Origin of the sequence: Rheinheimera sp., from assembly GCF_965283995.1 — a bacterium.
In the GTDB taxonomy this organism is placed as follows: domain Bacteria; phylum Pseudomonadota; class Gammaproteobacteria; order Enterobacterales; family Alteromonadaceae; genus Pararheinheimera.
In genome coordinates this window covers 3,536,266-3,559,359 of record NZ_CBDIQG010000001.1, presented here as the reverse complement: position 1 = coordinate 3,559,359, position 23,094 = coordinate 3,536,266, and the positions used below count along the sequence as shown (strand labels likewise).

Genomic DNA, 23,094 nt, shown 5'->3' with positions numbered 1-23,094 from the left:
CAACGGTCAGTCGGTCAGGCCGATTTGTTGCAAGTTATCACGCCCGATTTTTTCAGTCAGCCAAGGCGGACAATAAGCAACGGCAGCGGCTCGATAACAACATGCGTGACGGACAATGTCAGGCAGATCTAACCGCTGTACCACGTCGTTCTGTTGTGATGCCTTTCGATAAAAAATAATTTCGTAAGTTTCATTTGCTTTCTTTTCATGCAAAAGCTAGCATCCTGCCAGATTGTTCACAAATATTTCTCACTATTTCAGCAATGTCGCAGGAGTGTTGTCATGTTCAATAGATCGCTGGCAGGTCCGGCTTTACTTTTCATTTCGTTATTAAGCGCTGGCTGTGGTAGCAGTGGTGGTAAGGAAACGCCAGCTGCACCGCTGCCGGTGCAACAAACGCCCACTCAGCCACAAACCCCGCAACTGAGTCTGAAAGTACCAACTGCAGCCAATAGCTGGGTCGAAGGCAATCCGAAAGAAACTGAAAGCATCATCCAGGCCAATGGCATCCGTAACTGGCGCCGCAGCTCGGACAAAATTGTTACTTACCTGCGCCTTGGTAAAGCGGGCGAGCTGGAACTGGCGCTGAATGCTAAAGTGCTGTCCGGCACGTCGGCGATCGAAGTCAGTGTCGGCGGACTGAGTAAAAAAATAGAACTGAACAACACCACACTGCAACAGGTCTATGTCGGTAAGTTTGCCGTCAGTCAGCCCGGCTATCAGAAAATTGTCCTGCAAGGCGTCAGCGCCAGTGCCGATGTGTTTGCTGACATAGATGACATCCTGATTGGTGGCAGTGCGGTTGGCAGCGACACCTATTTTATTAAAGATGAGTTTTACTGGGGCCGGCGTGGCCCTTCGGTACATCTGAACTATCAAAGCCCGACCAGCACGCCGCTGGAATATTTCTACTCTGAACTGACAGTCCCGGCCGGACAGGATGTGATTGGCTCTTATTACATGGCGAATGGTTTTGGTCAGGGTTATTTTGGTATTCAGGTGAATTCGGCCAGCGAACGCCGGGTGTTGTTTTCGGTCTGGAGCCCTTATGAAACCGATGACCCGAGCAAAATTCCGCCGGAAGACCGCGTACAGTTATTGCGCAAAGGCCCGGACGTGCAAACCGGTGAATTCGGTAACGAAGGCTCCGGCGGACAAAGTTACCTGGTTTATCCGTGGCAAGCCGGCACCACCTATAAGTTCCTGCTCAAAGCCAAACCGGCAGACAATAACAACACCGATTACAGCGCCTGGTTTTATGCGCCGGAACAGGCACAGTGGCGGTTGATCGCCAGTTTCCGCCGGCCGAAAACGCAAACCTGGCTGACCAATCAGCATGCCTTTTTGGAGAATTTTATCCCAGAAGCCGGCCAATTCAGCCGGGAGGCGCAGTATGGCAATGGCTGGGTCCGTACCGCTGCCGGTGAATGGCTGCCACTGCTGCAGGCCAGCTTCAGCTATGACGATACGGCCCGGCGCCAGTCACGCTGGGACTATCAGGGCGGCGTGAAGAATGGCCGGTTTTACTTAAAAAATGGTGGTTTTTTTGATGATTTCACCACATTTGGCAGCAAATTCAGCCGCGATACGACCGCTGCACCTGTACTGGATTTGACAAAACTACCGTAATTTATTCCTTAAGATAGTCATCTCAAGAATAAATTATCAACAACCTCTGGTCGCTGCGTAACCAACGCGATATAACTGTGGTGGATATTTCACCACAGTGTTGGAGATGCAGATGTCAGAAGCCAACTTACCCCGTCGCCAGCTCGCGAAGCATTTACTCGGTCTGGCGGCGACGGGGACTTTACTCAGTTTCGCCGCGCCTGCTGCGATAGCGGCACCGCAACTGCCAAGCATCAAGCCGCGTCCGCTGCAGCCGGGCGACACTGTGGGCCTGGTCAGCCCCTCTGCTGCCACCGCGGACGCGATGGATTTTCAGCTGGTGCAACAAGCGATGCAGGCGCTTGGCCTGAAAGTGAAAAATGGCAATTTTATCGCCAACCGGCGTGGTCATCTGGCTGGTACCGATGCGGAACGCGCCCAGGATCTTAATGCCATGTTTGCTGACCCTGAAGTCAAAGCGGTGATTTGTCTGCGCGGTGGTTCCGGCGCAGCCCGCATCCTGTCGTTACTCGATTACGCGCTGATCGCAGCCAATCCAAAACCTCTGCTCGGTTATTCTGACATCACAGCGCTGCACTGTGCGCTACAGGCGAAAACCGGCTTGATTAGTTTCCATGGCCCGAATGGTGCCGACGGCTGGCCCGCTTTTAATGTCCAGCAGTTCCAGCAGCTATTTTTTGCCAAAGCACTGCCGCTGTATCAAAACGAAGCGGAAATCAAAGATGAACTGGTGCCGCGCAACAGCCAGACGCTGACTATCCGCAGCGGCGTTGCCGAAGGCCGGCTGGTTGGTGGCAATCTGACGGTGTTGACCGCGTTATCCGGTACGCCTTATTTTCCGGATTGCCGCGACAAAATCCTGTTTATCGAAGACATTGCCGAAGCACCGTACCGCATCGACCGGATGCTCAGTACGCTGGCATTAAACGGCACGCTAAAGCAAATCAAAGGCTTGGTTTTTGGCGAGTGCACGGACTGTGAACCTGAGCATGGCTATGGCAATCTGACCCTCGACCAGATCCTGCAGGACTATCTATTGCCGCTGCAGATCCCAGCCTATCGCGGCGCCATGATTGGTCATCTGAAACGACAGTTTATTTTACCGGTCGGCGCCAAGGTAAGGCTCGACGCCACAGCCGGCACTTTGCAGCTGCTGGAGCCGGTATTTGCCGGCTGAACCAGAGTGACGCTGCGCTCTGCAGTAGCACTGGGTTAGTCGCTCAGGCCCATTTGCTGTAAACCATAGCGCTCGATTTTTTTCAGTAAGCCCTGGCGCGACAACCCAAGCTGGCGCGCGGCCTGGCTGCGATTGCCCTGATGTGCGGTCAGGGCTTCGCTTAACAGGCGAATTTCCAGCTGCCGCACCTGCTCATCCAGTGAACTGCCGGGCGGTAACTGCAAGTCAGGAAAAGAGACCTCCTGCGCGTCCAGATGCAAGAGCTGAATATCCGCCAGCTGCACCACACCATGACGGGCAATTGCCACGACACTTTCCAGCACATTGCGCAGCTCGCGCACATTGCCGGGCCAGGGCCGCTGCAACAACCATTGCAGCGCTGGTGCCGATAACTGGACACTTTGTACTGATTTTGCGGCGATTTGCTGCAAAAAATGCTGGATCAATAGCGGAATGTCTTCGCGCCGTTCGTCCAGTGCCGGCGTTTCCAGCGTGATGCCTTTGATGCGGTAATACAGGTCTTCACGAAACCGGCCTTGTTTTACCAACTCAGGCAACTGCGCATTGGTCGCCGACACCAGCCGGATATCAATTTTTTTCTGCTCGCGGCCACCGACCGGATAAAACGTGCCTTCCTGCAATACGCGCAGTAATTTTACCTGCATCGGCAACGGCATCTCGCCAATTTCATCGAGAAACAGCGTGCCGCCGTCAGCCATACTGAGTAAGCCCTGGCGGTCTTTGTCGGCACCGGTAAAAGCACCACGCACGTAGCCAAACAGTTCACTTTCCAATAATTCCGCCGGGATAGCGCCACAATGCACCGAGACAAAAGGCCCGGCGGCGCGCAAGCTGAGTTGATGCAGCGCTTTGGACACCACCTCTTTGCCGGTACCAGACGGGCCGGTCACCAATACCCGCACGTCCGTCGGTGCTATTCGTTCAATCAGTGTGCGGATATTGCGTAGCGCCTGTGACACGCCAACCAACGGCAATAAGCCTTGCGCGGCGCTGACGCCGCGTTTCAGACTATTCAGTTCCTGTTCCAGCAAGTGCTTGCTGACGGCGCGTTTCACTACCACGGCCAGCAAATCGGGATCTATCGGCTTGGCGAGGAAATCCCAGGCGCCGAGGCTAATTGCCTGCAGCGCCAGTTCACGCTCGGCATGGCCGGTCAGAATGATCACCGGCTGGCCGGCCAGTTCCGGCAGCGCATTCAGCGTCGCTTGCGGGTCAAATACCGGCGGCAATGATAAGTCCAGCAGCACTAAATCAACCTGCTGCTGCGCCAGAATGGCCTTGGCCTGTGCCAAATCAGCCGCCAGCAACACCTGATGACCCTGTTGCTGCAAAAAGCGCTCGGCCAGCAGCCGGAACGCCGGTTCGTCATCCACCAACAACACTTTAGCGGTGCGGAAACTATCTAAAGAAAAAGCAGCGCTCATCAGCGTATCTCTCCGGAAACAACAGGCAAATAGAGGGTGAAGCAGACCGGCCAGTCGGGGTCGGGATCATGCTGGATGCGGCCCTGGTGGGCCAAAATGATGCGGGCAACGATGGCAAGACCCAAGCCGCTGCCGCCGGCTCTTTTGCTGACAAAAGGCCGGAATAGCTGACCGTCCAATAGCGCAGGGTCCAGCGCCGGGCCGTTATTCAGCACCCGGATCTGCACTTCTGCATCTATCGTACTAGCCTCAACGCGCAAACAAGCGCCAGGCTGATTGCGTAAAAAAGCAAAGGCGTTATCAAACAGGTTTTGCAGTACTTGCTGCATCCGATAAGGGTCGGCGTGTAGTTGCAAATCAGCCGGCACCGCAAGCTCAGTGCGCACGCCATCTAGCGCTTGCAGCAATAACGACTGCACCAGCGGTTGCAGTGGGAATATAACCGGCTGCAGCTGCAGCCGGCCCGCATAAACCAACATATCGGCGATCAGCCGGTCAGCCCGCTTTAACTGGGTTTGAATATGACCACGCAGCTCAGCATCAACAGCGGCAGACGCCATCGAGATGATATTCAGCGGATTCCTGAGCTCATGTGCCATCGATGCCGCCAGCGCGCCCAGCTCAACCAGATGTTGCTGCGCCAGCTGCTGTTTTTGTGCTTCGGCCAGCGCCAGTGCCGACTGCAAGCGCGCACTGCTACTGACCAGCAGCGAGCCAAACACTTCCGCGGTCAGCTTTAACGTCGGCGTCAGGCCCTGCTCGCCGACAATACTGAACTGCCATTGATTGCCGCTGTGATCGTCGCTGCCTGTCGTGCTGACCAGCAACTTGAGGCCGGAAGTTTCAGCACTTTGCGCCAATAATTCAGGCCCCTGCAGCAGGCAAATTTGTACCGGTTGTTTTAGTGGCTGTCGGATCAGTAAAGCCGCCTGATCGGCCAATTGCTGCCAATCCGCCGCACCAGAAAGCTGTTGCTGCCAGCGACTGACCATCGCCTCACTGAGCTGCACGCCGGGGAAAATCAGGCGCTCGGCCAGCCGGCTGGCCGGACGGTATCCAGCTGCGGCAAATAACAACAATAAACTCGAATACAACCAAAGCTGCCAGCCCGGTACCGCGGCCAATGCTGGCATGCCAAACTGACCAAATAACGAGCTGATCAGCGCCATCAGCAATAACAACAGTAAGCCCATTACCAGATAGACCAGGGCACGGCTGGCAAAGGCATTCACCGCCAGCATTTGATACCGTACCACGCTGTACACCAGCAACACCAGATACAACGGCAATACCAGCATCGGATAGGGATACCAGTTCAAACCAAGCGACGGAAAGACAAAGCTGGTGGCCAGCAACAAACCCAGACCAGCCGTCATCGAAATCGCCACCACTGAATGATGTTTATTGCCGTGATAAGCATGGCGGCCCCGCCACAGCACCCAGTGCGCCAGCATGCCCAGTAGCACTGTGTACGCCAGATTGAACCAGCCAAACCCATCAAACAGGAAAAACACCGGCATGCCGTACAGCGCCTGCACCCGCGCTGATGGTTGTGACCAGCTCAGTAACACCACAAGGACCGATGCAAGTAAAAACCAGGACTGATATTGCCGTAGCCATTCAATCCAGCGCAGCTGCGGCTGCTGTGGTTGTGTTGTGACATAAGCCAAAGCGAACTGCAGAAAAAACGCCGGCATCAGCGGGTTGGCCAGGATCAGCGCTTTACCCGGTAACAACAAATCATGTTGCAGCGCCAGATGACCGCCACACCAGACCGCCATCATGGCGCAAAAACCGGCCAGTGGTTTCAGCACCGGCTGAAACCGGGCATGCCACCACAGCCAAAGCCCGGTCCACAAGGCACTGAGGCTGGTCAGGCCCAGCATGGTCTCAAATAACAGCGCTAAATCCATCGGATCTCCCGGTTGCTGCGGTTTTGCATGTCAACACTGTTGACAGATACAAAGATGCACAGCGTAAACCAGCTTGTCAGCCACCTCAAGCAGCTTTCAATTTATTGATACAGATCAATGTTTTGTCAGAAATCAAAACACTGGCCCAACAATCGCATTGAGCTGGCATCGCTTTTGACTGATTGGTTCGCTGTGAGAGGAGTTGCCGCATGTTGTGGTCTGTATTTTTCACTGAGTTAGGTTTCCTGTTGGGCATCGCCGCCTTGCTGGGTCCACTACTGTATTGGGCTGAGAATCGCCGGGGAGCTGCATGATGGAATTAGATTCCGCGATACTGTCCCGGCTGCAGTTTGCCTTTACTGTCAGCTTTCACATCATTTTCCCGTCTATCACTATTGGCCTTGCGACACTGATCGCAATTTGGGAAGGCCTGTGGCTGAAAACCCGCAACCCTTTGTACCTGCAACTGGCAAAGTTCTGGATTAAACCGTTTGCCATCACTTTTGGCATGGGCGTGGTATCCGGCATCGTGTTGTCATACGAATTCGGCACTAACTTCTCGAAGTTTTCCGAGCTTACCGGGGCCGTCATCGGGCCGCTGATGGCATATGAAGTACTGACCGCCTTTTTCCTCGAAGCCGGTTTTCTCGGAGTCATGCTCTATGGCTGGCAACGGGTCAGTGCCCGGCTGCATTTCTTCGCCACTTGTACCGTGGCAGTCGGCACCTGGATCTCAGCGTTTTGGATCATCGCCGCCAACAGCTGGATGCAGACGCCAGCCGGTCATGCCATTGTTGACGGCAAGTTTGTCGTCGAAAGCTGGTTTGAAGTGATTTTTAACCCGTCGATGCCCTACCGGCTGAGCCATATGCTGCTGGCTACTATGTTGACCGCCGGGTTAGTGGTCCTCGCGACCTCAGCCTGGTATCTGCGCCGCAAAGAACATATCGCGTTCGCCCGCAAAGGCCTGTCGTTTTCGCTGTGGTGGATATTGATTTTCGCGCCGCTGCAGGCGTTTGTCGGTGATTTGCATGGCCTGAACGTCAAAGAACATCAGCCGGTGAAACTGGCCGCGATGGAAGGCATTTGGCCTGCACGCGAGCAGAACGTACCGCTACTATTGTTCGCTATCCCGGACCCGGTGCAGGAGAAAAACCACTTTGAAGTGGCGATCCCAGGCATGGCGAGTTTGATCCTGACCCATGACTGGCAAGGTGAACTGACAGGTCTTCAGTCGGTGCCTAAAGCCGACCGGCCGAACGTGCCGCTGGTGTTTTTCTCGTTCCGCGTGATGGTTGGGCTTGGCGTGCTGATGATTGTTGTCGCACTTTGGGGCCTCTGGCTGCGCCGGCGCGAAGCGCTTTACCAGCAACCGCAATTTTTGTGGTTATGCAGCCTGCTGGCGCCGACCGGCGTGATCGCAGTATTAGCTGGTTGGTATGTCGTCGAAATTGGCCGTCAGCCCTGGATTGTCTATGGGCTGGTGCGCACCAGTGAAGTGGTCTCACCATTGCCGCCAGAGCGTGTTGCGCTATCGCTAACGCTATTTGTACTGACCTACAGCCTGTTGTTTGCAGTCTATCTGTATTTCTTCCACAAGTTGATTAAAAAAGGCCCGCCACCGCTGGAGTCGTTACAACACCATCTGATTGGCGTGGAAGCCTCTGGTTATGCACTGGCATTGACCAAGACTCTGCAAACCGCAGAAGGCAACAACCGTCACACTGGAGGAGCAAAATAATGGATTTACCACTGTTTTATTTCCTGTTACTCGGCTTTGCCATTCTGATGTACGTGTTGCTGGATGGCTTTGACTTGGGGATTGGCATTTTGTACCCCTGGTTTCGCGATGAAGCCGACAAAGACCAGCTGATGCGCTCGATCTCGCACGTTTGGGACGGCAACGAAACCTGGCTGGTATTTGGCGGGGTCATTCTGTTTGGCGCTTTTCCAGCGGCTTACGCCGGTCTGACATCGGCCTTGTATGCGCCCATTATGCTGATGCTGATTGGGCTGATTTTCCGCGGTGTAGCATTTGAATACCGTTTTAAATCAACTACTTCAAAACGCTGGTGGAACCGGGCTTTTGCTATTGGCTCGACCGTCGCGGCTTTTTGCCAGGGCCTGATGCTGGGAGTTCTGATTGGCGGTACTCCGCTGGTATCCGCATCACCGCTGGATTTACTGACGCCGTTTACGTTGTTTACCGGTTTTGCCTTGCTGGCTGGTTATGCCCTGCTCGGCTGTACTTATCTGGTAATGAAATGCCGGGATGAACGCCAGCAGCGTGCAGCGCGTTATGGCCGCAGGTTGGTGTGGGTGCTGATGGGCGCGATGTTAGTGGTCAGCATCTCTACTGCAGTTGGTAGCGACGAGATCTGGCAACGTTGGTTTGGTGGCTGGCATTTCCTCTGGTTATGGCCGCTGCCGCTGTTGTCAGTGCTGGCTGCCCGTCTGCTTTACCGTGATTTAGGCCGGGTGCAACGCCAGTTAAAAGCCGGTGCTTTGCCGCACAGCCGCCATGAAGATCGGCCATTCTGGCTGGCCGTGAGTCTATTTGCATTGGGCTTTGCCGGTCTGCTGGTCAGCCTGTTCCCGGCCATCATGCCGGGCAAACTCAGCTATATCGAAGCCGCCGCGCCTCAGGCCAGCCTGCAGTTTATGCTGCCAGGGGTGCTGATTTTTGTGCCCTTGATTCTGGCTTATACCTGCTGGGGCTACCGCATCTTTGCCGGCAAAGTTGAAGACTTCACAGAAGGTTATTAAGGGGATCAATGATGGACAAACAGCCACAAACAGCTGAAATTTTTTCTCTTACAACTACCATTCGTCGCAAATGGCAGCGGTTACAACGCCCGGGCAATCACTGGTTTTTTCTGCTGTATCTGGGGGGATTATTGACGATTATTGCGATCGCCAGCTTATTGAAATTCGGTATAAAAATGCTGTAATCACGGGCTTTTTCAAACAATCTGCTGCAGGAAAAACTGCAGTAAATCTTGACATGGATCAGGGTTTTCAAACACAGCCTGATTGACTTTCCCGGTCAGGCTGTGCAGTTTTTTTTGTTGTCTTTTCAAAACAGCCGCTGCTATAGTCGAATCATGGTTCTGATGTTGAACCTGCCTGAGATGAAATTCTATGCGTCTGCTGAATGTGTTTTTAGCCATCCTTTATCTGAGCGTCCTGCTGTCGGGTGAAACCCGATCTGCATCTCAGGCATGGGTGGACAACACAGAAGCACATTTCAGCCACAGTCAATCGTTAATCAGCCAGCAAACATCAAAAATTGCCGATGCTGAAACACCAAAAGATCCCGAGACCAAACATCCGCTGTTGTTGCAGACCAGAACTGCCGCCACTGCGTTGTATTCAGATGTCATCGCCCATTTTGCCCCCGAGCAGCTGCCACGCCGCTCAATGTTGCTGACAGCAGCCCCACGCGCACCACCAGCCATCGCCTGATCTGTAGTTCGTCCGCTGTAGACACAGCATTGCATTCTTTTTTTCCAGATTAGATTGGGTCTGCCGGCGCGGGCCCTAACGAGGCATGTATGAGAAAGTTAAACGTTTATACCGTTGATCATATTGACCATTTGATCCAACCTACTGAATTCGCTGATACCACGTTAAAATCACCTGCACTGCAGATTTTTAATGACTTCCGTCACAGTGCACCGGCCATCCTCGATGCAGAAACCAATGCATTAGAAGCGTTGGATATGATGACGCATGAACACTGCACCTTTAAATTGGTGGTTGATGCACACAAAGAGATGATCGGCCTGATTAGTACTGAACAGCTATCGACACAAAACATCATGCAGCATGTCAGCAAAGATCTGAAAGCCAGCGAGCTGCAGGTTGTTGATTTGATGCGGTCGCGCGAAAATCTGATCGCATTGTCGTATCAGCAGATCCAATTCTGCACAGTTGGCGATGTACTGAATACACTGCAGCACAATGGCGAGTCATATTGCGTCGTCATCGACCTGGAAAACCACCAGATCCGCGGTGTGATCAGTGCCCGTGATATTGCCAGCCGCTTGCATTTACCGCCGCTGGATATTGAACGGCAACCAACATTTCTGAATATCTTCGACCGGCTTTACGCCTAACGCTCAAAGCGTCGGGTTACACAAACCAGGTTGGGAACCGGCTGTTGGGGCCGGTGTGGTTAGGACAATAAAGGCGGCTTCGGCCGCCTTTATTGTTTTTCAGTACTGTCACGGGAGGCCCGGATTAGTAATCATCCTGCATCCGGTCCATCAGGCTGGTCAGGTAGGCAATGCCATTTTCTGCAGATAAAGCATTAATAGGTGCCTGCCCCATCGTATAAGCATTGGCATTGGTCAGCCACTGCGCAAACAAAGCGTCAGAGCCGAAATAGGCCAGACCTTGCTGATAAAACTGTTCTGCTTCGACCGGATCAATCGCGTGTGAACGAATCATCCGATATGCATTTTCCGAGATTGTTGCCATAGCATCCCTCCTGCGGTGTTTGCCTGAACCTTTTTACTATAGTCAAGGCTGCCAATTCGCCAAGCGATAGTGTTAAAACACCGGCGTTCTGCGCCACGTCAGCTTTACAGGCGATGCATTCGTATGCAGCTTTATCTGGCAGTAAGATCCCCTATATTGCTGACAATGATAGTTTTTGTGCGGGAAGGGTTTTATGCGTAGGTCTCTGCTGGTGCTGTTTACTCTTTTTAGTTTTTTTTCGCAGGCACTGCCGCAAGTCAGTCAGGGTAGCCTGCAACGGCTGGAAAACTTCCCATCACAACTGGTTCCACCGCGCCATATCGATATCTGGCTACCGGCCGGATTTAGCGCAACCAAAAAGTACGCTGTGTTATACATGCACGATGGCCAGATGTTGTTTGACGCCAACAGCACCTGGAATAAACAGGAATGGCGGGTTGATGAAACCGCTCAGGCTCTGATCAACAGTGGCAAAACCCGGCCTTTTATTGTGGTCGGTGTGCACAATGCCGATCTGAACCGCCACGCTGAATACTTTCCACAACGCCCTTTTCAGAGTTTAACGCCGCAGACGCAGCAAAACTTCTACCAGTTAGACCGCCAACCCGGTCAAAAACTGTTTCAACGTCCCGTTTACTCAGATGCATATCTGCAGTTTCTGGTGACAGAGCTGAAGCCCTATATCGACAGCCATTTCCCGGTACTGACCGACCGTGCCAATACCTTTGTGATGGGCTCCAGCATGGGTGGGCTGATTTCGATGTATGCCATCAGCGAGTACCCTGAAGTGTTTGGCGGCGCCGGATGTTTATCGACGCATTGGCCAGGCGTGTTCCCGGACAAAGAAAATCCGGTACCCGTCGCCTTTCTCCGTTATATGCAAAACAACCTGCCAAAAGCCGGCCAGCATAAAGTGTATTTTGATCATGGTGACCAGACGCTGGATGCTCTCTACCCGCCATTGCAACAGCAAGTCGATCAGCTGATGCAACAGTTGAAATATCCGCCGGCGCTATGGCAAAGCAAGTTTTTCCCGGGCACAGATCACTCGGAGCAGGCCTGGGCAAAACGCCTCGACATTCCGCTGCAATTTTTACTGACGCCAAAACCCTGATCGAAGCCTGCGCTGCTACGTACCTGTTGATAGACAGCAAACGGAGACAGCAGATGCATGTGGTTATTTTGGGTGGCAACAGCGGGATAGGTGCGGCATTAGCAGCGCATTATCTGCAACTGCAGGCACAGGTGTCGGTATTCAGCCGCGCAGCTCTGGCAGCTGCGGTACTGCCAGACGCAGCTCCGGGTTTACAGCAATATCAGTACCAGCCGGAGATGCTGGAGCAACCGCAGTCGCCACTGCATGAATCACTGAAAACCGTGTTTGGCCAACCGGCAGACCTGGTATTTTGTTGCCTGGGTCTGCTGCATCAGGACCAGCTACAGCCAGAAAAAAGTCTGCGTCAACTCAGTGCGGCGGGCTTACGCCAAGCCTTTGAAGTGAACACGATATTGCCGGCGCTATGGCTGCAGGCGATCTGGCCTTGGCTCAGTCAGTCACCGCAAGTGAAGTTATGTTGGTTGTCAGCGAAGGTGGGCAGTATTACCGATAATCAGGCGGGTGGCTGGCATAGCTATCGCGCCAGTAAAGCAGCGTTGAATATGTTGGTGCGCTGCGCGTCGATTGAACTGAAGCGTTCACTGCCACAGGCGACGCTGGTGGCGCTGCATCCGGGCACCACCGATACCTCAATGTCGAAACCTTTTCAGCGCAATCTGCCAGCCGGACAGTTACAAGTCCCGGCCGATACGGCGCGACGACTAGCAGCGACTGTGGCATACCTGACACCGGCGCAAACCGGTGCATTGTTGCATTGGGATGGTAGCGTCTTGCCTTATTGATCCGTACAGAATACGTGCATGCTTCGGCGATCGACCACCGGCAATTCACTGCAGACACTAATTTGCCGCAGTGGTGGTTTCAGCAGAATGCCCTTTTTTAACAGCGCTTGCTGCAGCTGCAATTGCCAGCCAGGCAACAAGCCAAGCAACAGCTCACGCTGCGTTGCCGGCGCCACCAGATGAACCAACAAGCTTTGCGGAAAATGTTCAAATTGCAGCTGATAGGCAAAACCACTACAACCCTGCGCTTGCCACAGTGGCCATAGCGCTTGTAGCACTTCACGTAGTTTTTGCTCTTGCTGCTGACAACGCGCCGACAGTTTGCGGCTCAGCCAATCCGGCCCGGCTTTGACAGTGGCCATCAGCAATACTGCCCGGCAACCCAGCCCGAGCTCCAGGCCCACTGGAAGTTGTAACCGCCCAACCAGCCGGTGACATCCATCACTTCGCCGACAAAATACAGACCCGGCTGCTTTTTCGCTTCCATGGTCTTAGACGATAGCTCGTTGGTGTCAACGCCACCCAGCGTCACTTCGGCAGTCCGATAGCCTTCGGTGCCATTAGGTTTGAAGACATAGTGATGCAAAGTCTGGCTGATATTCGCGATGGATTTATGTTGCAGCGCTTTCAGTGGCTGGTTGTTGATCACTTTGATTTCTATTAGTTTTTCAACCAAACGCTTCGGTAAAACTTTACCCAGTGCAGTTTTCAGTTCCTGATCCGGATGTTTTTGCTGTTGTTCCTGCAAAAACGCCGACAAATCGAGCTGAGGGAGTAAATTGATCAACAATTCATCGCCAGGTTGCCAGAACGATGAGATTTGCAGAATCGCCGGGCCGCTCAGACCCCGGTGGGTAAACAGCATATCTTCCGGAAACATCACATCATTCGCTTCCGCGGTGACTGGCAGCGCGACACCACTGATCTCTTCAAATACCGCTTTGTCGGCCGGCTGCCAGGTCAGCGGCACCAGTGCGGCGCGCACCGGTAAAACGTTCAAGCCAAACTGCTCAGCCAGCTGATAACCAAAAGCGGTAGCGCCTAAATTGGGCAAACTTAAGCCCCCACAAGCGACGACCAGACTCTGGCAAGTCCGCGTCAGTTCAGGAGTGACCACCTGAAACAAACCATCACTATGCGACACACTGCTGATCTGCTGTTGCAGCGCAATTTGTACACCGGCCTTACGGCATTCACTGCTTAACAGCTCGACAATGTCTTTGGCGCTGTCGTCACAAAACAGCTGACCCAGTGTTTTTTCGTGATATGGAATTTGGTATTGCTGCACCAGACTAATGAAATCCCATTGGGTATAACGGCTCAATGCAGACTTGCAGAAATGCGGGTTTTGCGACAGGTAATTCTGATGGCTGGCATAGATGTTGGTAAAATTACAACGCCCGCCGCCGGACATCAGAATTTTCCGACCGATCTTTTTACCGTTATCCAGCACCAGCACGCGACGACCGCGTTTACCGGCTTCAATCGCTGCAAACAAGCCGGCGGCACCAGCGCCAATCACAATTACATCCCACTGCTGCATCTGGTTTTTACCTCTGAATTGAAGGTTCAGCGCCACTACAGGCAGTATCGCGCTAAAAGCCGGCTATTGTCCGGTGGATTGCATCGAAAGGCAAACTCAAGACAGGCCTTAACAGCCAAACATGACAAAAACGCTAGAAATATTCGTGTTTTTTATACCTTTTAGATCTAACTTATTACCGTTAGCTATAATTTCACAGTTGTAACTATTTGTAATAATTCACAGCTATCACGCCGGTTGCAGCGCGATCCTCGCCAATGAATTGCACCATTTCAGTGCATTCTGATTTTCTTCGAGTCCCATTTATATAACCAAATGTTAATTTAGTTATCTTTACAGCACTAATGCATTGATGAATTATTGCCCTGCCCGCAGCACAGCGTTGTACGTCCGTTACAACAGCAAAAAACTATAGCGGGTACTGTCCAGGCAATTACAACATGTCGTTATTGAGAACTTACAATGCAACAATTCAAATTACATAAAATCGCCCTTGGAACCCTGACAGCATTGATGCTGACCCCAGTCGCCGCACAAGAAGTCATTCTGGCGGATACCAAACAAGCCTCTGAAGCCAATACTCAATTTATCCTGACCTACAAACAGACCGGCAATGCCACAGGCTCAGCCAAGTCGGATCTGATGTCACAGAGTTTCGCCGATGAACAAATCAATGTGCAGCAACACATTGAAGAGGAACTGTCCGTGCTGGCCGGTTCTGAGCTGGATTATGTCCGCGCCAGTGCGGTGAATGGCCGGCATATTGTCCGCGCCGAGCGTCGCCTCAGCGCAAAAGAAAAGGCTGACATGATCAAAGCGCTGAAAAATGACCCAAGCGTTGGCGAGGTTGAGGAAGATCGGCTGTTACAAATCATGGCTACGCCAAACGACACGCAATACAACAACCAGTGGCACTACTACGAAAATACCGGTGGCTTGCGCGCGCCAGCGGCATGGGATCAGGCTGATGGTACAGGCGTGGTCGTGGCTGTGCTCGATACCGGTTATCGCCCACACGCGGACCTGAATGCCAATATTCTGCCAGGTTATGACATGATTTCTGACACTTTCATCGGCAACGATGGCAGTGGTCGTGACAGCGATCCGAAAGATCCTGGTGACTGGGTGGCTGTTGGCGCCTGTGGTGGCGGTGAGCCGACACAAGCGCAAGATTCCAGCTGGCATGGTACCCATGTTGCCGGCACTATCGCTGCTGTGACCAATAACAACAGTGGCGTCGCTGGTGTCGCTTATAAAGCCAAAGTAGTGCCTGTTCGTGTTTTAGGTAAATGTGGTGGTTACACCTCGGATATCGCTGACGGGATTATCTGGGCATCAGGCGGAACAGTCGCCGGTGTTCCGGCCAACGCGAATCCGGCCAAAGTCATCAATATGAGCTTAGGCGGTTCAGGCGCTTGCGACTCAACAACTCAGGCTGCGATTAACTCCGCACGCTCACGCGGTACTGTGGTTGTTATTGCTGCCGGTAATGACAACGACAACGCCAACAACTATAACCCGGGCAACTGTAGTGGCGTTGTGAACGTCGCTTCGACCAACCGCAATGGTGGTCGGGCTTATTACTCTAACTACGGCACTTCGGTTGACGTGGCTGCACCAGGTGGCGCCATGAACTCAGCGAACGACAGCAACGGCGTTCTCTCAACCTACAACACAGGCACAACAACGCCGGGTTCAGACAGCTATGGCTACTCACAAGGCACTTCAATGGCAGCCCCACATGTAGCCGGCGTTGCAGCTCTGATCAAACAGAAAAAACCAACGGCAACACCGGATGAAATCGAATCTATCCTGAAAACCACTACCCGCGCCTTTCCGGCAACCTGCAGTAACTGCGGTAGCGGTATTGTTGATGCTGCGGCTGCTGTGACTAAAGCAGCTGGTGGTACCAGCGGTGGAAATACACCAGTCACTTCAACCACACCGAATATCTCGGTGGCGAAAAGCGCCTGGAAATATTACACCCTGACAGTGCCGGCAGGCCGCACCACGCTGACTATTAATACTTCCGGTGGCACCGGTGATGTTGACCTCTATGTTCGTCTGGGTTCACAGCCAACGTTGAGCAGCTATACCTGCCGTCCATACAAAACCGGTAGTACCGAGAGCTGCAGCTTCACCAACCCAACCGCAGGGACTTACCATATCGGTTTGTACGGTTATGCCGCAGTCGCAGGTCTGACACTGACAACCAGCCATCAGTAACCAGTCAGCTAAGATTAAAAAAGCCGCATGTTTGTTGCGGCTTTTTTATTGGTGGTTGAGCAATGTAATCAATGGATCCGGGCATTTATACCGATGTTTTGCTGATAGCCGGCGACAAACGCATGCCAGTATTCGGGGGTAAAATGGAACACGGTTCTAAGACCCAGCTCTTTTTGCAAACTGCGTTGCAAACGGGCCAGCGGTTCAGGCCACCAGTGCTGGCCTTTACGCCGTGCACATTTATCAAAATCAATCAGCCAAAATTGCCCGGCAGCATCAAGCAGAATGTTGTGGCAGTTCAAATCTGAGTGATAAACACCAACCTGATGCAACTGCGCTACCAGCGCGCCAAGCTGCTGCCACTGTGCGGCAGTCAAAGCCTGCTGCTGTAGATAATGATACAAGTCCTGACTCTGTGGGATCCGCTCCAGCAGAATATCAGCACTGTAGCCAAAGCCGCGTTGCTGATAACGGGCAGCCACCGGCGCCGGCACCGGCAGCCCGGCCTGACGCATCCACAGCAATAAACGGAACTCGGCTAGACCACGGCTCGTCGCCACCGGCACCGCTGCAAACCAATCGCGATTGAGTTTGCCTATCAAACCACCGCGGTAATAATGCCGCAGTACCCAGTCAGTCTCAGCGCCGGCAGCGCGGACAAAATACACGGTATTGCGGCCGACCGAATGACCGGTGACAGCCTGCTGCGCTTGCCAATACGTAGGGTTAAACACCGCAGCCGTCTGCAGTTCAGCCGACAATGCCGGCGCAGACCAGCGCAATTCGCCAGGCAATACCGCCGGCGTGGCCATCGCCAGTTGCGCAACCTGTGCCAAAATTCGTGCGGTCGCGCCGCCCTGTTGCTGATAAAGCTGCAAACCAGCCGCAGCCAGTTGCTGACATTCAGCAGGTGCTGCCAGTAACTGCTGTACTTGTTGACTCAGCACTTCAGCGTCCATGACCCAGCGCACCGCATCCTGTTGCGACAGCAGCTGATAGGCCTGAGCAAAATTAAACACATGGGGGCCAGATAACACAGGCTTGGCCAGGCACATAGCTTCGAGTGGATTATGCCCGCCATGCGGGATCAGCGAGCCACCGATCAACACCAAATCCGCCGCCTGATACCACAGCATCAGTTCGCCCATGCTGTCACCGAGTAACACAGCAGTTTCAGCACTGACCGCAGCATCCCGGCTGCGCCGGACATAGTTCAAGCCAGAGGATTCAATCAACCGCGCGACGCTGTCAAACCGGTCCGGATGTCGGGGCACCAGGATCAGTAACAAGTCCGGTTGTTGCTGCCGAATTTGCGCAAAAGCAGCCAGAATAATTTCATCTTCACCGGCATGAGTGCTGCCAGCGACCAACACCGGCCGCGCGCCCCAATCGGTGCGAAGTGCCTCGGCTCTCGTTATCAGATCCGGCGCGATACGCATATCATATTTCAAATTGCCGGCACGACTGGCGAGCGCTCCTGCAGTTCTGTGACAGCCAGCCAGCACATTAAAGCGGGTCGCAGTGGCATTATCCTGCGCCAGAATCGCCGTTAACTGCTGCAGCATCGGTTTGACCAACCAGGCAAAACGCCGGTAACCGCGGGCAGAACGTCGCGACAAACGCGCATTGACCAGCAAAACCGGCACCTGATGGCGGCTAGCTGTGCGCAGCAAATTCGGCCACAACTCGGTTTCCAGCAACAGGATCAGTTGCGGCGCCAGTTTTTGCAGCAAACGGCGGTTTGCGCCCGGCGTATCAAACGGCAAATAACAGTGATAAACCCGACCAGTTTGAAGATGAGAAGCAAAATGTTGGCGTATACGCGCGGAGCCGGTCGGCGTGGTGCAGGTCACCGTCAGCGGTAACGCCGGATAATCCCGTAACAAAGCTTCAATTAACGGAATAGCGGCCACCACCTCCCCCATCGACACCGCATGCACCAGCAATCCGCCCTGAAGCTGTGCCGGGATTGGTTGTAACGCAAAGCGCTCAATAAAACGCTGTCGGTAAGCAGCATCAGCGCGGCTACGCCAGACAAACAGCAGCAACAACACGGGACGCAGCAGATACATCAGCAGGCTGTAACACACTAAGGCCAGTCGGGACAAAACGGCTTCCGTCTATTTGCAATGGAGAACCCGATCATACTGGCTGTGTCTTGGCTTTGCCAGTGAGCTGACTTTTTCCCGCCAAAGCGCTGATCGCAAGGCTCGCGCTTTTCGTAAAACACAATGCCATTCTAAATAAGAATGGTTCGTGTTATATTGCGCAGTAAAGAAAGGTTAATCCGCCGGAGTTTTCAGATGTCAGCCTTGTATTCACGTTCCTTATCTCCCGTTACTCAAGCAATCCGTGTTGCGTTGATTGCTGCCGCTTTGCCATGCAGCGCCATTGCTGCTGACATCCTTGATGATGAATCGAAGAAAATCGAACATATTGAAGTCAAAGGCGAAGCCCAGTCTTACAAAGTCGAAGCCATTAGCACAGCGACTAAAACCAATACGCCGCTGCGCGATATTCCGCAGGCCATTACGGTCCTGACCGAAGAGCAAATCGACGACCAGGCCATGCAGAATATGGCCGATGTGGTGCGGTATGTGCCGGGAGTGCAAATGGCGCAAGGCGAAGGCCACCGCGATGCACCGATTTTCCGCGGTAATACCTCCACAGCCGACTTCTACATCAACGGCATGCGTGATGACGTGCAATACCTGCGTGATTTATACAACGTACAGCGCATCGAAGTGTTAAAAGGCCCGAGTGGTATGATTTTCGGCCGTGGCAGCGCTGGTGGTCTGATTAACCGCGTGACCAAACAGGCCAACTGGTCAGATAGCGGCGGCATCGATGCGTCTATCGGTTCGTGGCAGCAAGCCCGTGTCAGTGGCGATTACAACTATGCCATCAACGACGAACTGGCGGTGCGACTGACCGGCATGTACGAAGATTCTGAAGGTTATCGTGATTTTTACCGGCTGGAACGTTCGGCCGTGAACCCAACCCTGACTTATCGCCTGGCTGATCGCACGACACTGGCGCTCAGCTATGAACATTTTGACGATGAGCGCATCACAGACCGCGGCATTCCGTTTGACCCGGCGACCAATCAACCGCTGCAAATCAACCGCGCCACTTTTATCGGTAACCCGGATCTCAGCGACTCTACTGCCACTGTCGATGCAGTCTCTGCTACCCTCAGCCATGAGTTTTTAAGCGGTGCTTTGCTGGTCAACCAAACGCGCTACGCTGACTACGACAAGTTTTATGGCAACGTGTTTCCGGGCGCTTACACGCCGGCCAATGGTCGTGTTGCGGTCTCTGCCTATACCAGCGGGACCGACCGCAAAAACCTGATGAATCAAACCGATCTGACTTTTGAAGCCAAAGCTGGCACTGTCACTCACAAAATGCTGGTGGGTGCAGAGTTGAATCAACAAGATACCGATAACGTCCGGCTGACCGGTTATTTCACTGATGTTAGTGCGAACGCAACTTCGGCTTTTGTCACGCTGGCCAATCCGGTTTATCGCGGCACTATCCAGTTCCGCGCTTCAGCGACCGACGCAGACAACAGCAGCGATGCCAAAGCCAAAGCGGTGTATCTGCAAGACCAGATTGAAATCACGCCACAGTGGCAGGCCGTGTTGGGTCTGCGTTATGACGATTATCAGGTCGAACTGGAAAACCATCGCAATGGCAGCGTGATCGAAAGCGAAGATGATTTATTGTCGCCACGCGCCGGTCTGATTTACAAGCCGGTCGAAGACGTGTCGATTTATCTGAACTACAGCAAAGCCTATGTGCCGCGCGCCGGTGAGCAAATGGCGTCGCTGACCATCAGCAACGCCGCACTGGATCCAGAGTCATTTATCAATCACGAATTCGGCGTGAAGTGGGATATCAGTGACAGCTTGTCGGTGGCGACGGCGCTGTATCAGCTCGACCGCACCAATGTGGCAGTGACAGATCCGGTCAATCCAACCCTGTCGATTCTGGTCGACGGCCAGCAGGTCAATGGCGTGGAGTTTGAAGTGAATGGCAAGCTCAGCGCACACTGGGATTTTGTTGCCGGTTATGCGTTCCAGGACAGCGAGATCCTGGCGCCAGCCGCACAAAAAGGTAAACAGCTGAGCCAGGTGCCGGAACACAGTTTTTCATTGTGGAACCGGTATCAGGTCAACGAACAATGGGGCGCTGGTTTAGGTCTGGTCAGTCAGTCTTCCGCTTTTGTCGCGGTCGACAATCTGGTGACTTTACCGGGTTTCACCCGTGTCGATGCCGCAGTGTTTTACACGCCAATGCCAGAACTGCGGCTACAGCTCAATCTGGAAAACCTTACTGACAAAACCTATTACGCCACAGCGCATAGCAATAACAACATCACCCCAGGCTCACCGCGCGCCGCCCGGTTAGGTGTCAGTTATAAGTTCTGATCACCGGAACTGCCTGATGATAAAAGCCCGCTCGCGGGCTTTTATGCTATTAAATCCGCGAAATTTTTTACCTGATGCACAAGTTGCGCTGTTTGGCCGGTCTACACGTATAGGTATTTACCGAATGGCGTTGGCCGGAGATTTGTGATGCGTAGCTCTGTCGTTTCTATGTTCGTTGCTGCTTGTTGCAGTTTTGCCTTGTTAAGCTCCCCTGCCGCGCTCGCGGCTGGATCCGTCCCGGCCCAGGCCAGTATGCAAACAGACAGCATAGTTCTGGGTGCCGGCTGTTTCTGGGGCGCAGAAAAACGCTATGCCGCGATCCCCGGCGTACTGAATGCCGTATCCGGTTATGCCGACGGTAAAGGCGTGGAACCTACTTATCGCGCCATCACCGCAACGGCGCGGCGGCTGGACCCGAACAATCATGCCGAAGTGGTCAAGGTCAGTTTTGACCCGGCCAAAGTGTCACTACGCCACATTCTGCAAGTCTATTTCGAACAACACGACCCCACACAGCTGAATCGTCAGGGCAATGATGTAGGAACTCAGTATCGCTCGATTATTCTGGTACAAAACGCCAGTCAGCAGGCGCTCGCAGAGGCGGTCAAAGCGCAGTATCAGCAATTACTCAGTGCCGCCGGTTTTGGCGCTATCACCACGCAAATTAAAACGCTCAGCGAGTTTTTCCCGGCCGAAGACTATCACCAGGATTATTTAGTCAAAAATCCGGATGGATATTGCCCGGACCACAGCACCGGCGTACGCTTTAACGCCACGGCCGTCGCGCCGGTCGACAATAGTGCTTTGCTCAAGGGCAAGCAGCTGCTGGTGCTCGAAGCGGAAGGTTATTGCCCATACTGTGAAAAATTCCGCAAAGATGTACTGCAGCATTATCGCGGCACTATTGCGGTGACTACCCGTACCAGCGCCCAGCTGCAAGGCCTGACGCTGACCACCCCCACCTTTGCCACACCCACATTGTATTTTCTGCAGGATGGCAAAGAAGTGTTTGGCCATCAGGGCTATCTGAATCCAAAAGAGTTTTATCAGGCACTGGGCGCTTTCCAGCTCGGTGATTCAGAGGCGTTTAATGTGGCTTTTGACAAAGGCACCGACAGTCGGTTTTGCAAACAATATGAAATTTTTAAAAACACCCCGGACGGCGTGTTTATCGACAAACTGAGCGGCCTGCCGTTGTTTGATACCCGCGACCGGTTTGATTCCGGTAGCGGCTGGTTGTCGTTCACCCGACCGGTGGTCGGCAGTGTGGTGGAATTGCCGGACCGCAGCTACGGCATGGAACGAACTGAAATTCGCGCTAAAGTCAGTGGTATTCATTTAGGCCACGTGTTTCCGGATGGCCCCGGCGGTTTGCCACGGTATTGCATCAACGCGACAGTTCTGGATTTTGTCGCCCGGCAACAAATCAGTGCCGGAGTGAAAAAAGGCTGACTTTGCTCAAGTGCAGAATGCTGTCTAGACTGCGGATAAGTCTTCAATTTCACTCAGACTCTTTATGCAAAAATTCGGTCGCTGGTTGTGGTTATGGTGTTTACTGGCGACCAGCCCTTGCTGGGCTGCTGAGTCCTCATTCAGGATTATTACCGTTGATGAACCGCCGGCGAGTTTTATCGGCTCCGGCGGTCAGGTCGATGGTTTTGTCGTTGACATGGTCAAAGCGCTGCAACGCGAACTTAATGATCAAACTCCGATGGAACTGATGCCAGAAGGCCGCGCTATGCTGACGGCACAGCAGGATGGCAATGTGCTGCTGTTCAGTTTCTCCCGCACCGCAGAAAGAGAAGCGTTGTATCACTGGATTTTGCCGGTGCTGCAAAAACGTTGGCAAATCTATGTTCCGGCGAAAAGCCGGCTTGAGCTGAACAATTTAGCCGACCTTCGCAAACTCAGTGCCATTGGCGTCGTGCGCGGAGATGTCAGGGAAAGTTATCTGGTCCAGCTTGGCTTTACCAATCTGGTCGCAGTGACCGGCCATCAGCAGAATCTGCAAATGCTGCATAATGGCCGCGTGCAGGCCATCATCGCCGATAGTCTGGAGCTGGCGTATCTGCTGCGCCAGCAAGAACAGCAACAAACAATCCCAAAACTGGCGATGACGCTCAGAACCAGCAACGTCTATCTGATGATGCCCAAAGCGGCCGATCCGCAGCTGCTCCAGCGCTGGCAAAAAGCAGCTAAGACCATACAGCTGCGCGGTGAACTGGAACAAATTGCCGTCTTGTGGCAACAACGGATCCAGCAGGAGCTGAATATCAATGTACAACGCGACGGGCATATGCTGCAGTTTTGAGGCTACGCATCAGCACAGGCTTTCCGTTATACTGGC

Annotated in this window: 20 protein-coding genes; 13 read left to right on the top strand and 7 right to left on the bottom strand. The window is 53.4% G+C overall.

Annotated features, from left to right (window positions below; genetic code table 11):
- Nucleotides 1-6 precede the first annotated feature (6 nt).
- Entirely contained in the window at nt 7-213 is a 207-nt protein-coding gene (locus ACQ66Q_RS15980) for a hypothetical protein (protein WP_430457692.1), read from the bottom strand.
- 69 nt (nt 214-282) lie between these two features.
- On the opposite strand from ACQ66Q_RS15980, the gene ACQ66Q_RS15975 reads away from it, so the two are divergent.
- Nucleotides 283-1,629 carry a DUF3472 domain-containing protein gene (locus ACQ66Q_RS15975; protein ID WP_430457691.1) on the top strand — a complete coding sequence of 449 codons (1,347 nt, stop codon included), beginning with the start codon at nt 283-285 and terminating at the stop codon, nt 1,627-1,629.
- A gap of 112 nt (nt 1,630-1,741) precedes the next feature.
- Nucleotides 1,742-2,806 (top strand): S66 peptidase family protein, encoded by a 1,065-nt coding sequence (locus tag ACQ66Q_RS15970; protein ID WP_430457690.1) that lies wholly within the window; start codon nt 1,742-1,744, stop codon nt 2,804-2,806.
- Between the two features lie 35 nt (nt 2,807-2,841).
- On the opposite strand, the gene ACQ66Q_RS15965 is transcribed toward ACQ66Q_RS15970, so the two are convergent.
- Both ACQ66Q_RS15965 and ACQ66Q_RS15960 read right to left on the bottom strand, forming a co-directional pair.
- Entirely contained in the window at nt 2,842-4,251 is a 1,410-nt protein-coding gene (locus ACQ66Q_RS15965) for a sigma-54-dependent transcriptional regulator (RefSeq protein ID WP_430457689.1), read from the bottom strand.
- On the bottom strand, nt 4,251-6,164 hold the full coding sequence (locus ACQ66Q_RS15960; protein WP_430457688.1) for a sensor histidine kinase: 1,914 nt from the start codon (nt 6,162-6,164) through the stop codon (nt 4,251-4,253). Before ACQ66Q_RS15960 ends, ACQ66Q_RS15965 begins: the two co-directional genes overlap by 1 nt.
- Nucleotides 6,165-6,474: 310 nt before the next feature.
- Here ACQ66Q_RS15960 and ACQ66Q_RS15955 point away from each other — a divergent pair, with 310 nt between their 5' ends.
- From ACQ66Q_RS15955 to ACQ66Q_RS15935, 5 genes are all read left to right on the top strand, one after another.
- A complete protein-coding gene (locus tag ACQ66Q_RS15955; protein WP_430457687.1) occupies nt 6,475-7,905 on the top strand; it encodes a cytochrome ubiquinol oxidase subunit I in 1,431 nt (476 codons plus the stop codon).
- Complete coding sequence (gene cydB / locus ACQ66Q_RS15950; RefSeq protein WP_430457686.1) at nt 7,905-8,930, top strand: cytochrome d ubiquinol oxidase subunit II; 1,026 nt, start codon at nt 7,905-7,907, stop codon at nt 8,928-8,930. Before ACQ66Q_RS15955 ends, cydB begins: the two co-directional genes overlap by 1 nt.
- A gap of 8 nt (nt 8,931-8,938) precedes the next feature.
- Nucleotides 8,939-9,115, top strand: coding sequence for a hypothetical protein (locus ACQ66Q_RS15945; RefSeq protein WP_430457685.1), 177 nt, complete (start codon nt 8,939-8,941; stop codon nt 9,113-9,115).
- 190 nt (nt 9,116-9,305) lie between these two features.
- Nucleotides 9,306-9,629, top strand: coding sequence for a hypothetical protein (locus ACQ66Q_RS15940; protein ID WP_430457684.1), 324 nt, complete (start codon nt 9,306-9,308; stop codon nt 9,627-9,629).
- A gap of 89 nt (nt 9,630-9,718) precedes the next feature.
- On the top strand, nt 9,719-10,282 hold the full coding sequence (locus tag ACQ66Q_RS15935) for a CBS domain-containing protein (protein ID WP_430457683.1): 564 nt from the start codon (nt 9,719-9,721) through the stop codon (nt 10,280-10,282).
- 124 nt (nt 10,283-10,406) lie between these two features.
- On the opposite strand, the gene ACQ66Q_RS15930 is transcribed toward ACQ66Q_RS15935, so the two are convergent.
- Complete coding sequence (locus ACQ66Q_RS15930; protein ID WP_377239362.1) at nt 10,407-10,646, bottom strand: antitoxin Xre/MbcA/ParS toxin-binding domain-containing protein; 240 nt, start codon at nt 10,644-10,646, stop codon at nt 10,407-10,409.
- Nucleotides 10,647-10,839: 193 nt separating this feature from the next.
- Between ACQ66Q_RS15930 and ACQ66Q_RS15925 the strand changes: the two genes are divergently transcribed.
- Both ACQ66Q_RS15925 and ACQ66Q_RS15920 read left to right on the top strand, forming a co-directional pair.
- Nucleotides 10,840-11,760 carry an alpha/beta hydrolase gene (locus ACQ66Q_RS15925; RefSeq protein ID WP_430457682.1) on the top strand — a complete coding sequence of 307 codons (921 nt, stop codon included), beginning with the start codon at nt 10,840-10,842 and terminating at the stop codon, nt 11,758-11,760.
- A 53-nt stretch (nt 11,761-11,813) separates the two neighbouring features.
- A complete protein-coding gene (locus ACQ66Q_RS15920) occupies nt 11,814-12,545 on the top strand; it encodes an SDR family NAD(P)-dependent oxidoreductase (RefSeq protein WP_430457681.1) in 732 nt (243 codons plus the stop codon).
- On the opposite strand, the gene ACQ66Q_RS15915 is transcribed toward ACQ66Q_RS15920, so the two are convergent.
- Both ACQ66Q_RS15915 and ACQ66Q_RS15910 read right to left on the bottom strand, forming a co-directional pair.
- Nucleotides 12,539-12,907 carry a hypothetical protein gene (locus tag ACQ66Q_RS15915; protein ID WP_430457680.1) on the bottom strand — a complete coding sequence of 123 codons (369 nt, stop codon included), beginning with the start codon at nt 12,905-12,907 and terminating at the stop codon, nt 12,539-12,541. The two genes, ACQ66Q_RS15920 and ACQ66Q_RS15915, sit on opposite strands and share 7 nt — an antisense overlap.
- Nucleotides 12,907-14,088, bottom strand: a complete 1,182-nt coding sequence (locus tag ACQ66Q_RS15910; RefSeq protein WP_430457679.1) for an NAD(P)/FAD-dependent oxidoreductase — start codon at nt 14,086-14,088, stop codon at nt 12,907-12,909. The genes ACQ66Q_RS15915 and ACQ66Q_RS15910 overlap by 1 nt, the downstream gene beginning before the upstream one ends.
- 462 nt (nt 14,089-14,550) lie before the next feature.
- Here ACQ66Q_RS15910 and ACQ66Q_RS15905 point away from each other — a divergent pair, with 462 nt between their 5' ends.
- Nucleotides 14,551-16,314: a S8 family peptidase gene (locus ACQ66Q_RS15905; protein ID WP_430457678.1), complete on the top strand. Its 1,764-nt coding sequence runs from the start codon at nt 14,551-14,553 to the stop codon at nt 16,312-16,314.
- A 68-nt stretch (nt 16,315-16,382) separates the two neighbouring features.
- On the opposite strand, the gene waaA is transcribed toward ACQ66Q_RS15905, so the two are convergent.
- Nucleotides 16,383-18,422, bottom strand: coding sequence for a lipid IV(A) 3-deoxy-D-manno-octulosonic acid transferase (waaA, locus tag ACQ66Q_RS15900; protein WP_430457677.1), 2,040 nt, complete (start codon nt 18,420-18,422; stop codon nt 16,383-16,385).
- 195 nt (nt 18,423-18,617) lie between these two features.
- Here waaA and ACQ66Q_RS15895 point away from each other — a divergent pair, with 195 nt between their 5' ends.
- From ACQ66Q_RS15895 to ACQ66Q_RS15885, 3 genes are all read left to right on the top strand, one after another.
- Nucleotides 18,618-20,747, top strand: a complete 2,130-nt coding sequence (locus ACQ66Q_RS15895; protein ID WP_430457676.1) for a TonB-dependent receptor — start codon at nt 18,618-18,620, stop codon at nt 20,745-20,747.
- A gap of 147 nt (nt 20,748-20,894) precedes the next feature.
- On the top strand, nt 20,895-22,199 hold the full coding sequence (gene msrA, locus ACQ66Q_RS15890) for a peptide-methionine (S)-S-oxide reductase MsrA (RefSeq protein WP_430457675.1): 1,305 nt from the start codon (nt 20,895-20,897) through the stop codon (nt 22,197-22,199).
- A gap of 64 nt (nt 22,200-22,263) precedes the next feature.
- Nucleotides 22,264-23,058 (top strand): substrate-binding periplasmic protein, encoded by a 795-nt coding sequence (locus ACQ66Q_RS15885; RefSeq protein ID WP_430457674.1) that lies wholly within the window; start codon nt 22,264-22,266, stop codon nt 23,056-23,058.
- The last annotated feature ends 36 nt before the right edge of the window (nt 23,059-23,094 follow it).

What these genes read in the sequence shown, in the direction of transcription:
- ACQ66Q_RS15975 (WP_430457691.1), top strand. Translation starts at nt 283, where the DNA reads ATGTTCAATAGATCGCTGGCAGGTCCGGCTTTACTTTTCATTTCGTTA.
- ACQ66Q_RS15970 (WP_430457690.1), top strand. Translation starts at nt 1,742, where the DNA reads ATGTCAGAAGCCAACTTACCCCGTCGCCAGCTCGCGAAGCATTTACTC.
- ACQ66Q_RS15965 (WP_430457689.1), bottom strand. Translation starts at nt 4,251, where the DNA reads ATGAGCGCTGCTTTTTCTTTAGATAGTTTCCGCACCGCTAAAGTGTTG.
- ACQ66Q_RS15960 (WP_430457688.1), bottom strand. Translation starts at nt 6,164, where the DNA reads ATGGATTTAGCGCTGTTATTTGAGACCATGCTGGGCCTGACCAGCCTC.
- ACQ66Q_RS15955 (WP_430457687.1), top strand. Translation starts at nt 6,475, where the DNA reads ATGATGGAATTAGATTCCGCGATACTGTCCCGGCTGCAGTTTGCCTTT.
- cydB (WP_430457686.1), top strand. Translation starts at nt 7,905, where the DNA reads ATGGATTTACCACTGTTTTATTTCCTGTTACTCGGCTTTGCCATTCTG.
- ACQ66Q_RS15945 (WP_430457685.1), top strand. Translation starts at nt 8,939, where the DNA reads ATGATGGACAAACAGCCACAAACAGCTGAAATTTTTTCTCTTACAACT.
- ACQ66Q_RS15940 (WP_430457684.1), top strand. Translation starts at nt 9,306, where the DNA reads ATGCGTCTGCTGAATGTGTTTTTAGCCATCCTTTATCTGAGCGTCCTG.
- ACQ66Q_RS15935 (WP_430457683.1), top strand. Translation starts at nt 9,719, where the DNA reads ATGAGAAAGTTAAACGTTTATACCGTTGATCATATTGACCATTTGATC.
- ACQ66Q_RS15930 (WP_377239362.1), bottom strand. Translation starts at nt 10,646, where the DNA reads ATGGCAACAATCTCGGAAAATGCATATCGGATGATTCGTTCACACGCG.
- ACQ66Q_RS15925 (WP_430457682.1), top strand. Translation starts at nt 10,840, where the DNA reads ATGCGTAGGTCTCTGCTGGTGCTGTTTACTCTTTTTAGTTTTTTTTCG.
- ACQ66Q_RS15920 (WP_430457681.1), top strand. Translation starts at nt 11,814, where the DNA reads ATGCATGTGGTTATTTTGGGTGGCAACAGCGGGATAGGTGCGGCATTA.
- ACQ66Q_RS15915 (WP_430457680.1), bottom strand. Translation starts at nt 12,907, where the DNA reads ATGGCCACTGTCAAAGCCGGGCCGGATTGGCTGAGCCGCAAACTGTCG.
- ACQ66Q_RS15910 (WP_430457679.1), bottom strand. Translation starts at nt 14,088, where the DNA reads ATGCAGCAGTGGGATGTAATTGTGATTGGCGCTGGTGCCGCCGGCTTG.
- ACQ66Q_RS15905 (WP_430457678.1), top strand. Translation starts at nt 14,551, where the DNA reads ATGCAACAATTCAAATTACATAAAATCGCCCTTGGAACCCTGACAGCA.
- ACQ66Q_RS15895 (WP_430457676.1), top strand. Translation starts at nt 18,618, where the DNA reads ATGTCAGCCTTGTATTCACGTTCCTTATCTCCCGTTACTCAAGCAATC.
- msrA (WP_430457675.1), top strand. Translation starts at nt 20,895, where the DNA reads ATGCGTAGCTCTGTCGTTTCTATGTTCGTTGCTGCTTGTTGCAGTTTT.
- ACQ66Q_RS15885 (WP_430457674.1), top strand. Translation starts at nt 22,264, where the DNA reads ATGCAAAAATTCGGTCGCTGGTTGTGGTTATGGTGTTTACTGGCGACC.